Origin of the sequence: Vogesella sp. LIG4 (genome assembly GCF_900090205.1) — a bacterium.
Classification (GTDB): domain Bacteria; phylum Pseudomonadota; class Gammaproteobacteria; order Burkholderiales; family Chromobacteriaceae; genus Vogesella.
The window spans coordinates 1,363,310-1,376,365 of the sequence record NZ_LT607802.1 but is presented as its reverse complement, the minus strand read 5'-3'; the positions used below and the strand labels follow the sequence as shown (position 1 = coordinate 1,376,365).

Genomic DNA, 13,056 nt, shown 5'->3' with positions numbered 1-13,056 from the left:
GGTTTAGCGTACCAGAGCACGGCGCTCGCGCTCAAGGTGCGTGATGTAGCGTTGTAGCAGCGATTCGCGTGCCATGTTCATGTCGGCGAAGGCACAGCCGGCGCGGTAATGCTCATGGCCAGCCAGGCCAAGCACCGGTATGACATGCAGTACCTCCAGCCCCACTTGCAGCAGGCCGGCTTCTGGCAGGTCTACTTCCACCCTCTCCAGCTTCTCGCCGGCCTGCAGCCAGTCGTGCTGGTCTGCGGCCAACGTCAGCGACATGCCGCCAAGGCTGATGTCGAACAAGGGCAGCATGCGCCCCGGGTGGGCCGGCAGCCGGCACCATACCTGCTTGATCGGCGGGGTGTTAATGCGGAAGAACTCGCGCCGCTGCAAACGGATGATCTTGTCGGGTATCGCCATCGCCACCGCACGGCGGCCTTCGTATTCCACTTCCTCGGCCGGGCCGCAGATGAACTGCATCTTGATGCCGGCCGGGGAACTCACCATGACGTTGCGCTCGCTGGCCAGCAGGTGGCGATTGGCGTTTTCGTCGGCACTGAGGCCGAACACCAGCCGGTCATTGTCGGCATCCACCGCCCACAGCCGGGTGACAATGAAGGTATTGCCCTTGTTGGAAAACACGGTAACCGCCTGCTTCAGCTCGGCAAGGCTGCGCAGGTGCTGCTGGATTTCCAGCGGGCTGCTGATGGTGAAACGGGCCAGTTCCGCCTGCTGCGGGCTATTGGCTCGGGGTGGGGTGTGCTCGGTCACGATGCTGGCGTTCCGCAACAGAAGTAGTGTGTTATTGCAGTCTAACGCAACAACTGCTGCAGATCATGCGCGATATCCGCTACCGGGGTGTTGTAAGGCATATAGACGCGCAGCTGGCCGTTCCTGTCGAACACATAGCTACCGGCACTGTGGTCCACGCTGTAGCCACCGCCTGCGGTGGGCTGCTTCTGCGCCACCACCTTGTACTGCGCCGCCACCGACTTGACCAGCTCCGGCTCGCCGGTCAGCCCCATGAAGCGCTTGTCGAAGAACGGGAGATAACCGGCCAGCACCTGCGGGGTATCGCGTTCCGGGTCCACGGAAATGAACAGCACCTGTACCTGGTCGGCGTCCTTGCCCAGCTGTTTCATCACCTGCTGGTACTCCAGCATGGTGGTGGGGCACACGTCCGGGCAATGGGTGTAGCCGAAGAACAGCACCACCGCCTTGCCCTTGTAGTCCGCCAGGCTGTGCGGCTTGCCATCCTGGCCGGTCAGGGTGAAGGGTTTGCCGAAGTCGGCGCCGGTAAGGTCGGTGCCCTTGAAGGTGAGTTTTTCGCCGGGCGAGCAGGCAGCCAGCGTCACAGCCAGCAGCAGCGCCGCCAACCAGGTAAGCAGTCGGGACATTCAGAATCGCAGTGCAAAGAAAAAATAGTGATCAAGCAGCAGCGCCGCAAACAGCCAGCTCAGGTAATGGATGGACCAGCGGAAGCAGTGGCGCGACAGCTCGTCAGAATAGTTTCGATGCAAACGTACCGCAAGCCACAAAAAGCGCCCACCCAGCAGCAGGGCTGCCAGCAGGTACAGCACGCCACTGGCGCGCAGCGCCACCGGCAGCACGGACACCGCCAGCAGCAGCACGGTATACAGCACGATGGACAGCGTGGTGAAGCGCGCGCCGTGCGTCACCGGCAGCATCGGCAGGCCGGCGCGCTGGTAGTCGTCGCGCCGGTACAACGCCAGCGCCCAGAAATGCGGCGGCGTCCAGGCATAGATGATCAGGAACAGCAGCATGGCCATGGCGCTGACATCGCCGGTCATTGCTGCCCAGCCCAGCAGCGGCGGCATGGCGCCGCTGGCGCCGCCGATCACGATGTTCTGCGGCGTGTTCGGTTTGAGCAGCAGGGTGTAGACGATGGCGTAGCCGACAAACGTCCCCAGCGTCAGCCAGGCAGTCAGCGTGTTGACCAGCGCAATCAGCAAGGCCATGCCCAGCCCCAGCGCCGTCAACGCCACCAGCAGCGTGGCGACGGTGCCTGCCTCGCCGCGCGCGGTGGCACGCCAGGCGGTGCGGCGCATGCGCGCATCGATGGTGCGCTCCACCAGGCAGTTGATCATGGCCGCAGCCCCCGCCACCAGCGCAATTCCCGCCGTTGCGGCCAACATGCGCGGCAGGTCCGGCGTGCCCGGTACCGCCAGCAGCATGCCGATCACCGCGCAGAACACGATCAGCAGCACTACCCGCGGCTTGGTGAGCTGCCACATGGCGCGCCAGTGCTGGCGTGCCGGCTGCAGGGTCAGGCTGGCCATGTGGTGCTCCTTCCGCGTGGTTTGCGCAGGCGCTGCCGCGCTATCGTCACGGCGCGCGGCTGCGGCATGACTTGTGGCCGGACGCTGAACGCCAGCGACATGGTGCTGGCCAGCAGCAGCATGGCGCCGATGTTGTGCGCCACCGCCACCGGCAGCGGCAATTGCAGCAGTACGTTGGCCGCACCCAGCAATAGTTGCAGCACCAGCGCAGCCGCCAGCAACCGCAAACGCGGCCGCAGCGCCGCTACGCGCCAGCCAGCCTGGATGGCTGCCAGCAACAGCAGCGTCAGCAGCAGCGCGCCCAGCCGGTGCAGCCAGTGAATGGCGGTCAGCTGGCTGAACAGCAACGGAGAGCCGTCGGCGCTCTCCCCCAGCACCCGCTGCCAGTGGAAGGCGCCGGCAAACTGCATGTCGTCCGGCAGGTAGCTGCCGTTGCAGCTGGGGAAGCCCTGGCAGGCCAGTGCCGCGTAGTTGCTGGATACCCAGCCGCCCAGCGCGATCTGCGCCAGCACCAGCAGCGGCAGCAGCCACAGCAGCCAGCCCACGCGCCGCGGCACCGCTCGTGGCGTGGGTGCGGCAAAGCGCGATGCGGCCAACAGTGACACGATGCTCATGCCACCCAGCAGATGCGCCGTCACCACCGCCGGCTTGAGCAGCAGGGTGACGGTCCACATGCCCAGCAGCCCCTGCAGCACCAGCAGCGCCAGCAGGCCGCTGGCCGCCAGCCGGTGCCGGCGCTGCCGCCAGGCAACAATTGCCGTGCACAACACCAGCAGGCCCAGCGTGGCAGCCAGGTAGCGGTGGGTCATCTCCTTCCACGCCTTGGCAGGGGATACCGGCCCGTCCGGCTGCACGGCCATGGCCTGGCGGATATCGTCGGCGGCATGATGCGGGGAAAGGTGGCCATAACAGCCGGGCCAGTCCGGGCAGCCCAGGCCGGCGTCGGACAGCCGGACATAGGCACCCAGCGGCACCACGATGCAGGCCAGCAGCAAGGCAAACAGCAGCAGACGTTTCATGACATCCCCCTGTTGCAGCATGGGCGGCACAGTTGGCCGCAAGTTCGACGCTCAGCCGAGGCCGTTATTGGTTTTCAGCACTCTGGTGATTTCGCGGATGATCGCCGTGGGCGCGGTGCCGTCCGGGTAGAACAGCACCAGATTGCGCATCGGGTCCACCAGGTAAAAGCCATCCTCGCGCAAGCCGGCACGATTGGGCTGCCGCACCAGCTGCAGCCGCTGTGCATCCTCGCCCTGGGCAGTACGGATCTGCCGCATGGCAAACTGCCGCTGCTCACAGGCCGCATCGCAGCCCGCCCCCAGCGACAGCAGAGCCCAGCGCCCGGCCGGCCAGCCTTGCGCCTGCACAGTCGGCAGCGGCTGCACGACTAGCGTGCCGACACTGCGGCTGCTTGCCGGCTGCCAGCCGAAATACAGCCAGGTGGAGCCCACCACCGGCAGCAGGGCCAGCAGCAGCATCCACCACAACGGCCGCATATCAGTCTTGCCCAGTGCGACTTGCATGCTGTCTCCTCCTCATCATCAGCGCCAATACCACCATGCACAGCGCCATCAGCAGCCACTGCAGCGCATAGGCGTAGTGCCGCTGCGGATCGAATGCCGGCTTCACCGGCCAGGTGGTATAGGGCCGTAAGGTGGGCTCCAGCACCACCAGCCCGTCACGCAGATGCCCCGGCAGGCTGGCGGCCAGCGCCGCCCAGTCCAGCGCATCCACCTCACCTTCCAGCCCGATGCGCGCCTTGCTGAGCAGGTAGGGCCGGGGGTGCGGCACCCAGCGCCCGGACAGCCGGCCGACAGGCAGCGGCAAGCTCATGATGCCCACCGGGCGCGGCAGCCAGCCGCGGTCCACCACCACCCAGCTGCCATCCAGCAACTGCACCGCCTGCCATTCGCGCACGCCGTCGCGCTCGTCGAGCAAGGCACCGGCGATGCGCACCGAGGGCTTGCTGTCGCGCACCGTCAGCCATACCCGCTGCCCGTTCGGCTCCGCCTGCAGGGCGATTTCCGCCAGGTGCCGCGGCGGCAGGTTGGCCGCACGCTCGAACGCCGCCAGCTGCGCCGTGCGCTGCTCGCCGCGCTGGTATTGCCACACCGCCAGCGCCAGCGGCACCAGCGCCAGCAACAACAGCCACAGGCCACTGCGCGGACGTCTAGACTGGGAGGGTGCCCCTGAACGAGAAACCGCCATGAATGTGATCGTACCGTTGCTGTTGTTGCTCATTATCGGTTCACTGGCCTATGCACTGCGTTCACTGACCCGCGGCGGTGACCCGCGTCGCACCGTGAAGGCACTGACCCTGCGCGTGGTGCTGTCGATCAGCCTGTTCGCCCTGGTGATGGCCGGCAAGCTCTGGGGAAACTGGTAGCCGCCGCTACAACCAGTACACGAACACGAACAGGATCAGCCACACCACATCCACGAAGTGCCAGTACCAGGCAGCCGCCTCGAAGGCGAAATGGTGCTCGGCACTGAAATGCCCGCGCTGCACCCGCAGCCACATCACCGACAGCATGATGGCGCCCAGGAATACATGCAGGCCGTGAAAACCGGTCAGCATGAAGAAGGTCATGCCATAGGCGCCGGATGCCAGACTCAGCCCCATCTCGCGCATGGCGTGCGCGTATTCGTACATCTGCAGGCTCAGGAAGGACGCGCCCAGCAGCACGGTGATGCCCAGCCCGGTAGCCAGTTGCCGGCGCTTGCCGGCCAGCAGGCCCCAATGCGCCCAGGTCAGCGTGGCGCCGGAACTCAACAGGATCAGGGTGTTAACCGCCGGCAGCCCCCAGGCTTCCATCGCCTCGTAATGCGCGGTCATGCCCGGCCCGGTGACCAGTGGCCAGCTGGGAGTGAAATCCGGGTACAAGAGCTTGTGCAGGTCGTTGCCCAGCTCCGGCACCGAGATCGTCCGCACATAGAACAGCGCGCCGAAAAAGGCGGCAAAGAACATCACTTCGGAGAAGATGAACCAGCCCATGCCCCAGCGGAAGGAGTGATCCTCCCAGCCGTGATAGCGCCCGGCCAGGCTCTCGCGGATCACATCACCGAACCAGCCGAACAGCATCCAGAACAGGATGGCAAAACCGGCCAGCAAGCCCAGCTTGCCCACCGCCATGCTGTTGACGGCGAAGGCCGCTCCCAACCCCAGGCAGAACAGCGCCAGCGAGCCGATGATGGGCCAGCGGGACGGGTCCGGCACGAAATAATGGCTCTGCTCGTGTTGTTTTATCATTACCCTCTCCTTGGCGGCCGCATCCGGTTCATGACGTCACCAGATGCACCAGCAACAGCAACAATCCGATCAGCAAGGCCGCCAGCACGATGGCGGCGGTCACCACATCCGCAAAGCTCAGCTTGCTGTCCTGTCTGGCTTCCTGCCCCTTGCGGATGCCGATGAAGGCCGAGAAAACGGCACGCAGGGCTTGCAGCGGGAGCTTCATGAGCGCCCCGGCACATCGAAAATGGTATACGCCAGCGTAATGCTGTCGATGCCGGCGGGAATGCTCTTGTCCACCACGAACACCACCGGAAAGCGCTTGGTCTGCCCCGGTTCGAATGCCTGCTGCGCAAAACAGAAGCAATCCAGTTTCTTCACGTACTCTGCCGCCGCCGCCGGCAGGTAGCGGGGTATCGCCTGCCCGACCACATGGCGGTTGCTGGCATTGGTGATTTCATAATCCACCCGCACGAACTCGCCTGGGCGCGCCTGCAAGCTGGACACCAGCGGCCGCACTTCCCACGGCAGGCCCGGCTGCACCGTGGCGTCGAAGGTGAGCGTCAGCGGTGCTGCCTGGCTGCGGCTGCTGGCTGGCGCGGCCGCTACCGAGTCCGGCACCAGCAGCTTGTTCAGCCCGGTAACCTTGCACAGCGCGTCGTACACCGGGATAAGCCCCCAGGCGAATGCGAACATGGCGCAAGCCACCACGCTGAGCTTCAACAGCAGGGCGCGGTTGTCGCGGGCAGGCACTAGCTGGCGCTGTTCCATATCAGTGATGCTTTCCACCCTGTACCGACTTGATCACCCCGTTCTCTCCCACCTCTACCGTCGGCGCCTCGACAAAGCTGTGGTACGGCGCCGGTGTCGGGATATGCCATTCCAGGGTATTGGCGCCTTCCCACGGGTGCTCCGGGGCAAGCGGGCCGCTACGCATGCTGGTAATGATGTTGTAGAGGAAAATCAGCTGCCCCAGGCCGAAACAGAACGCCCCCACGCTGGCGATGGCGTTGAAATCGGCAAACTGCAGGTTGTAGTCGGGAATGCGGCGCGGCATGCCGGCCAGACCAAGGAAGTGCATCGGGAAGAAGGTGACGTTGAACCAGATCATCGACCACCAGAAGTGGAACTTGCCCAGCTTCTCGTTGTACATGCGCCCGGTCATCTTGGGGAACCAGTAGTAGATGGCCGCGAACAGGCTGAACAAGGCGCCGGCCACCAGTACGTAGTGGAAATGCGCCACCACGTAATAGGTGCCGTGCAGCTGGATATCCACTGCGGCAATGCTCAGCGTCACCCCGGACAGGCCGCCGATGGTGAACAGCAGGATGAAGCCCACCGCAAACAGCATCGGTGTTTCAAAGCTCATGCTGCCTTCCCACATGGTGGCGACCCAGTTGAACACTTTCACCCCGGTGGGCACGGCGATCAGCATGGTGGCGTACATGAAGAACAGCTGCGCGGTGGCCGGCATGCCGGTAACGAACATGTGGTGCGCCCATACCATGAAGCTGAGGATACCGATGGAACTGGTGGCGTACACCATCGAGGTGTAGCCGAACAGTGGCTTGCGGGCGAAGGCTGGAATCACCTGGCTGACGATGCCGAACGCCGGCAGCGCCATGATGTACACCTCGGGGTGGCCGAAGAACCAGAAGATGTGCTGGTACAGGATCGGGTCGCCACCGCCGGCGGCGTTGAAGAAGTGGGTGCCGAAGTGCCTGTCGGTCAGCACCATGGTTACCACCCCGGCCAGCACCGGCATTACTGCAATGATCAGGTAGGCGGTGATCAGGGTGGCCCAGGCGAACATCGGCATCTTCATCAGCGTCATGCCCGGCGCGCGCAGGTTAAGGATGGTGACGATGATGTTGATCGAGCCCATCACCGAGCTTACCCCCATGATGTGGATGGCAAAGATGGTGAAATCCATGCCCATGCCCATCTGGGTGGCTAGCGGCGCATACAGCGTCCAGCCGGCAGCGGCGGCGCCACCGGGCACGATGAACGACAGCATCAGCAGCGCGGCAGCCGGTGGCAGCAGCCAGAAGCTCCAGTTGTTCATGCGCGCAAACGCCATGTCCGGCGCGCCTATCATCAGCGGCAGCATCCAGTTGGCCAGCCCGGTGAAGGCCGGCATGATGGCGCCGAACACCATGATCAGCCCGTGCAGGGTGGTGAACTGGTTGAACAGCTCGGGCTGGAAGAACTGCAGCCCGGGGCGGAACAGCTCGGCGCGGATGCACAACGCCAGGATGCCGCCGGTGATGAACATCGAGAACGCAAACCACAGGTACAGCGTGCCGATATCCTTGTGGTTGGTGGCATACAGCCAGCGGCCGATGCCGTGCGGCTTGCCATGATGTTCGCCGTGGCCGGCGTGGGTGGTTTCTGCAATCGCCATCATCCCCTCCTTACGCCTTGCCGCCACGGGCAGCCTTGATTTCCTTGGGCTGCACCACGTCGCCGGTATGGTTGCCCCACGCATTACGCTCGTAGGTGATTACCGCTGCAATGTCGGTATCCGACAGCTGCTTGCCCCAGGCCTGCATTGCCGGGTTGCGCTTGCTGCCGTTGAGTACGATTTCGATATGCGCCGGCTTGTCGGTGGTAGCGATCTTGGAGCCATCCAGCGCCGGGAAGGAGCCCGGAATACCCTTGCCGTTGGCCTGGTGGCAGGCTACGCAGTTCTGGCTGAACACCTTCTCGCCACGCGCCTTCAGGTCTTCCAGCTTCCAGATCTTGTTGGGGTCGTCGGCACTGGCGGCGGCGGCCTTCTGCTTGGCGGCCAGCCACTGCTGGTATTCCTCCGGCGTTTTGGCCAGCACCACGATGGGCATGAAGCCATGGTCCTTGCCGCACAGCTCGGTGCACTGCCCGCGGTAGATGCCCGGCTTGTCCACCTTGAACCAGGCATCACGCACGAAACCCGGGATCGCATCCTGTTTCACGCCCAGCTGCGGCACCCACCAGGAGTGGATCACGTCGCTGGCGGTGAGCAGCAGCCGCACCTTGGCGCCGGTTGGCACCACCAGCGGCTCGTCCACTTCCAGCAGGTAGTTGTCGCTAAGATTGGCCGCATTGACGATGGCATCGTGCGGTGTGGCCAGGTGGCTCATGAAGCGCAGGTTCTGGTCCAGGTAGTCGTACTGCCACTTCCACTGGTAACCGGTGACCTTGATGGTCATTTCCGCGCCGGCGCTGCTTTTCTGCTGCAGGATCAGCCGGGTGGCAGGCAGTGCCATGCCCACCAGGATCAGGAACGGAATAACCGTCCAGACGATCTCGACCGTGGTGTTCTCATGGAAATGCTTGGCCTGGTGGCCGACGGATTTGCGGTGGTGCAGGATGGCCCAGAACATCACGACAAACACCAGCACGAAAATGGCGCCGGTGATGTACAGCAGCAGCAAGTGCATGTCGTAGACTTCTTGGGCCAGCTGCGTAACGGGCGTCTGGAAGTTCAGCCTGGACGCGGCCGCAGACAGCGGTGCGCACCCCCAGATCCCAAGGCGGGCATAACGGGAAAGCATGGCGTCTCCCTACAGGCCCTCCCAGCTTGGCGGCCAGGTACCGGCTGCCACACTACGCGGGCCTCTGTTGACTACGGCATCAGGCTGCCGTGTCGATCCTCTCGTTGTAACCGGATTACCGGTCGCTCTCTGCTCTATTCCAATGGCAGTTCAGTAACGAGATTAGAAATTCGCCGTAAAAAAACAAGGATTTATCATGCTGCGGCGCAGCATTTACAGCATTGTTTGCATTGCTGCCGCATACGTGCGCCCATTAATAGCCACTTGGCATGAAGCCTGGCAACCAGGCATGCTCGCCACTCAGCCCTCGAACGGCAGCTCCAGCAGCGGCTCGCCCAGGTACTGCTGCAAGGTGGCCAGATTGTCGGCATAGGCCAGCTGACTGGGCACCACGCGGTTGGCCACCCAGCCGGCCAGCTGGCAACCTGCAGCCTGGATGGCCTGTGCCGTCAGCAGCGCATGATTGATGCAGCCCAGGCGCATGCCCACCACCAGGATCACCGGCAACTGCAGCCGCTGTGCCAGCTCCTGCATGCGGTAGCGGTCGGACAGCGGCGCCAGCCAGCCGCCGGCGCCTTCCACCAGCACCACGTCGGCCTGTGCGGCCAACCTTTGATAGTGATCAGCAATCAGCGCAAGGTCGATCTCCACCCCGGCCTGACGCGCCGCGATGTGCGGCGATACCGGCGGCACGAAGCGGTAGGGGTTCATCAGGTCCAGGTCTGTCTGCCCGGTAGCGGCCACCAGCCGCGCCACGTCGTCGTTGTGCCAGCTGCCGTCCGGCAGGATGTCGCAGCCGGAGGCCACCGGCTTCATCGCCAGCACCCGCTTGCCCTGCGCCTGCAGGTGCTGCACCAGCTTCACCGCACTGTGCGTCTTGCCGATCTCGGTATCGGTGCCGGTAATGAAATAGCCTTGTGCCACGACAGCTGTCCTGTAGATGAATTAACGCTAGATGCGGCCAAAACGGCAAAACAAAAGGCGGACGCGACAAGGCCGACCTCCTGGGTCGGCTGTCGGCGTCCGCCTGGTTGGGCAGTCACCTCGATGGGGCGGCCTTGTGAGCCTTTGATCTTGAACGCTGCGGCCAACCTTTCCGGGTGGGACGTCCTGCCGCCGCGTTTGCGCGCTCCTTACACCGGGCCTTGGGCATACACCCGCTCGGTCTTGCTATGCAGTTTGTTCAGTGCCGCCAGATAGGCCTTGGCGCTGGCGACGATGATGTCGGTGTCGGCGCCCTGGCCGTTGACGATGCGGCCGTCCTTGGCCAGGCGCACGGTCACCTCGCCTTGCGATTCGGTGCCCTTGGTGATGGCGTTCACCGAGTACAGTTCCAGCTCGGCCTCGCTCTTCACCACGCTTTCGATGGCCTTGAAGGCGGCATCCACCGGGCCGGAGCCGGTCGATTCGGCACGGCACTCGTTGCCGTGTTCCACGAACACGATCTGCGCCTGCGGCGATTCGCCGGTTTCGGTCGCCACTTTCAACGACACGAACTTGTAGTCTTCCTGCTCGACGGTCACCAGCTGGTCGGACACCAGCGCGTGCAGGTCTTCGTCGAAAATCTCGCGCTTCTTGTCGGCCAGTTCCTTGAAGCGGGCGAAGGCGGCGTTCAGAGCCTCTTCACTTTCCAGCACGATGCCCAGGTCCTGCAGCTTGGTGCGGAAGGCATTGCGGCCGGAGAGCTTGCCCAGCGTCAGGCGGTTGGCGGTCCAGCCCACCGATTCGGCGGACATGATCTCGTAGGTTTCGCGATGCTTGAGCACGCCATCCTGGTGGATGCCGGACTCATGGGCAAAGGCGTTGGCGCCAACGATGGCCTTGTTCGGCTGTACCGGGTAGCCGGTGATGGTGGATACCAGTTTGGACGCAGGCACGATCTGGGTGCTGTCGATGCGGGTTTCCACGCCGAACACGTCCTTGCGGGTCTTCACCGCCATCACGATCTCTTCCATCGCGGCGTTGCCGGCGCGCTCGCCCAGGCCGTTGATGGTGCATTCCACCTGGCGGGCACCGCCGAGCACTGCGGCCAGGCTGTTGGCCACCGCCATGCCCAGGTCGTTGTGGCAGTGGGCGGACCACACTACCTTGTCGCCGCCCTCGGTCTTGGCGATCAGCTCGCGGAAGAAGGCTTCGGTAATGCGCGGCACCGCGTAGCCCACGGTATCCGGCACGTTGAGGGTAGTGGCGCCGGCCTTGATCACCTCGCCGAAGATGCGGGCGAGGAAGTCGATATCGGAGCGCAGTGCATCCTCGGCGGAGAACTCCACGTCATCGGTGTATTCGCGTGCCAGTTTCACTGCCTTCACCGCCGCGGTCACCACTTCGTCCGGGCTCATGCGCAGCTTCTTCTCCATGTGGATCGGGCTGGTGGCGATGAAGGTGTGGATGCGCTTCTTCGGCGCCGGAGCAACCGCTTCGCCGGCGGCGCGGATGTCGCGCTCGTTGGCGCGGGCCAGCGAACAGACGGTGGATTCCTTCACCACTTCGGCAATGGCGCGAATCGCGTCGGCATCGCCGGGGCTGGCGGCGGCAAAGCCGGCCTCGATCACGTCCACACCCAGGCGTTCCAGCTGGCGGGCGATACGGACTTTTTCTTCTTTGGTCATCGCTGCGCCCGGCGACTGTTCGCCATCACGCAAGGTGGTATCGAAAATGATGAGACGGTCGCCCATGTCTGGTGATCTCCATTGTCCCGCCGGCTGTGCGCCGGTCAGATAGTCGTTGAAATCGAATCGCTTGCCCTGTTGTGCGGCGAGCAGCGCCAGCTTGTTCAGCTGTGCCAGCGGCAGGCTGCCGCGCTCGCGCCATTTATAGACAGCCGCACGGGTCACCGGCTCCTCGGGGAAGCCTGCCGTCAGCGCTTCCGCGAGTACGCTGGGGCCGCCGAAATCCTCGATTAGACGCTCGATGTCCAATTGCATTGCTGTCTCCTGTATGTCTCTGGGCTTACCTTACCGAAATCGCCGACATTGTGTCAAACAAATCCGGAAATTTATTGTTTTTCATGTTGCAAACATATGTCCAAAGGCAATTTATTGGACAATATGTCAGATTATAGACAAAACAAAAGGCACCCCAAGGTGCCTTTGTCGCCAGCCATCCGCCCAGAGGGCTTATTCGACAGCCTGCGGCGCGGTCTTTTTGCCCATGCCCAGCACCGCCATCACATAGCCGGACAGCGCATAGCAGACAAAGAATCCGAACAGCACCAACGGCGGCTCCGACATCAGCAGCAGCAGCACCAGCACCAGTGCCAGCAGCATCACGAACGGCACACGGCGGCGCAGGTGGATCTCCTTGAAGCTCCAGAACTTCACATTGGTCACCATGGTGATGCCGGAGAAGGCGGTAAAGCCCAGCGCCACCCATTTCAGCCCCGGCAGGTCGTTGTAGCCGTAGGCATGACAGATCCACACTAGGCCGGCGACCAGTGCCGCCGCAGCCGGGCTGGGCAGGCCGATGAACCAGCGCTTGTCGGTGGAGCCGATCATGGTATTGAAACGCGCCAGGCGCAGCGCAGCGCCGGCACAATGAATGAAGGCCACCATCCAGCCCAGCTTGCCCAGGTCCTTCAGCATCCACTCGTAGGCCACCAGCGCCGGCGCCACGCCAAAGCTCACCATATCGGAAAGGCTATCGAATTCGGCGCCAAAGGCACTCTGGCTGTGAGTAAGCCGCGCCACACGGCCATCCATGCCATCCAGGATCATGGCGATGAAGATCGCCACCGCGGCATGCTCGAAGTGCAGGTTCATCGCCTGCACAATGGCGTAGAAACCGGCAAACAGCGCGGCCAGAGTAAAGGAGTTGGGCAGCAGGTAGATGCCCTGGCGGCGCAGGGACAGCTTGTTCGGGGCCGGATCGATATGCATGGGCTCGCCCTTGTCGTTATTGTTGGCTACAGGTTGATGGCGCGCGGCCTAAGGTTGGCCGCATACAGCCGTTCATTCTAAAACGGCAGCCGGCACGACAAAAGCCACCACGGCCGCCGAAAATGCAAAAA

Annotated in this window: 15 protein-coding genes; 1 reads left to right on the top strand and 14 read right to left on the bottom strand. The window is 63.7% G+C overall.

All coding sequences use genetic code 11. The features are described from left to right. Positions 1–3: 3 nt before the first annotated feature. Genes PSELUDRAFT_RS06485 through PSELUDRAFT_RS06460 form a run of 6 tightly spaced genes read right to left on the bottom strand, consistent with a single transcriptional unit; the run spans position 4 to position 4,430 of the window. On the bottom strand, positions 4–756 hold the full coding sequence (locus PSELUDRAFT_RS06485; RefSeq protein WP_088968408.1) for a flagellar brake protein: 753 nt from the start codon (positions 754–756) through the stop codon (positions 4–6). 41 nt (positions 757–797) lie between these two features. Further along, complete coding sequence (locus tag PSELUDRAFT_RS06480) at positions 798–1,382, bottom strand: SCO family protein (protein WP_088966071.1); 585 nt, start codon at positions 1,380–1,382, stop codon at positions 798–800. After that, positions 1,383–2,285, bottom strand: a complete 903-nt coding sequence (locus tag PSELUDRAFT_RS06475; RefSeq protein ID WP_088966070.1) for a heme o synthase — start codon at positions 2,283–2,285, stop codon at positions 1,383–1,385. Continuing rightward, positions 2,273–3,304, bottom strand: coding sequence for a heme A synthase (locus PSELUDRAFT_RS06470; RefSeq protein WP_088966069.1), 1,032 nt, complete (start codon positions 3,302–3,304; stop codon positions 2,273–2,275). Before PSELUDRAFT_RS06470 ends, PSELUDRAFT_RS06475 begins: the two co-directional genes overlap by 13 nt. Positions 3,305–3,355: 51 nt before the next feature. After that, the gene (locus PSELUDRAFT_RS06465; protein ID WP_157725035.1) at positions 3,356–3,808 is read right to left on the bottom strand and encodes a hypothetical protein; all 453 of its coding nucleotides are present in this window, start codon (positions 3,806–3,808) and stop codon (positions 3,356–3,358) included. After that, a complete protein-coding gene (locus PSELUDRAFT_RS06460; RefSeq protein ID WP_157725034.1) occupies positions 3,783–4,430 on the bottom strand; it encodes an SURF1 family protein in 648 nt (215 codons plus the stop codon). The genes PSELUDRAFT_RS06465 and PSELUDRAFT_RS06460 overlap by 26 nt, the downstream gene beginning before the upstream one ends. A 61-nt stretch (positions 4,431–4,491) precedes the next feature. On the opposite strand from PSELUDRAFT_RS06460, the gene PSELUDRAFT_RS06455 reads away from it, so the two are divergent. Then, complete coding sequence (locus PSELUDRAFT_RS06455) at positions 4,492–4,671, top strand: twin transmembrane helix small protein (RefSeq protein WP_088966066.1); 180 nt, start codon at positions 4,492–4,494, stop codon at positions 4,669–4,671. Between the two features lie 6 nt (positions 4,672–4,677). On the opposite strand, the gene PSELUDRAFT_RS06450 is transcribed toward PSELUDRAFT_RS06455, so the two are convergent. The 8 genes from PSELUDRAFT_RS06450 to pssA all read right to left on the bottom strand — a co-directional run bounded on the left by PSELUDRAFT_RS06450 (position 4,678) and on the right by pssA (position 12,925). Next, entirely contained in the window at positions 4,678–5,535 is an 858-nt protein-coding gene (locus tag PSELUDRAFT_RS06450; protein WP_088966065.1) for a cytochrome c oxidase subunit 3, read from the bottom strand. Positions 5,536–5,563: 28 nt separating this feature from the next. After that, positions 5,564–5,743, bottom strand: coding sequence for a DUF2970 domain-containing protein (locus PSELUDRAFT_RS06445; RefSeq protein WP_088966064.1), 180 nt, complete (start codon positions 5,741–5,743; stop codon positions 5,564–5,566). Next, positions 5,740–6,288, bottom strand: coding sequence for a cytochrome c oxidase assembly protein (locus PSELUDRAFT_RS06440; RefSeq protein WP_088966063.1), 549 nt, complete (start codon positions 6,286–6,288; stop codon positions 5,740–5,742). Before PSELUDRAFT_RS06440 ends, PSELUDRAFT_RS06445 begins: the two co-directional genes overlap by 4 nt. A 1-nt stretch (position 6,289) precedes the next feature. Beyond that, positions 6,290–7,921: a cytochrome c oxidase subunit I gene (gene ctaD, locus PSELUDRAFT_RS06435; RefSeq protein WP_179947571.1), complete on the bottom strand. Its 1,632-nt coding sequence runs from the start codon at positions 7,919–7,921 to the stop codon at positions 6,290–6,292. Positions 7,922–7,931: 10 nt separating this feature from the next. Further along, positions 7,932–9,050 (bottom strand): cytochrome c oxidase subunit II, encoded by a 1,119-nt coding sequence (gene coxB, locus PSELUDRAFT_RS06430; RefSeq protein WP_088966062.1) that lies wholly within the window; start codon positions 9,048–9,050, stop codon positions 7,932–7,934. Between the two features lie 300 nt (positions 9,051–9,350). Further along, positions 9,351–9,974: a dethiobiotin synthase gene (gene bioD, locus PSELUDRAFT_RS06425; RefSeq protein WP_088966061.1), complete on the bottom strand. Its 624-nt coding sequence runs from the start codon at positions 9,972–9,974 to the stop codon at positions 9,351–9,353. Between the two features lie 209 nt (positions 9,975–10,183). Then, entirely contained in the window at positions 10,184–11,974 is a 1,791-nt protein-coding gene (locus PSELUDRAFT_RS06420; RefSeq protein WP_088966060.1) for a 2-isopropylmalate synthase, read from the bottom strand. 192 nt (positions 11,975–12,166) lie between these two features. Continuing rightward, a complete protein-coding gene (pssA, locus tag PSELUDRAFT_RS06415; protein ID WP_088966059.1) occupies positions 12,167–12,925 on the bottom strand; it encodes a CDP-diacylglycerol--serine O-phosphatidyltransferase in 759 nt (252 codons plus the stop codon). Between the last annotated feature and the right edge of the window lie 131 nt (positions 12,926–13,056).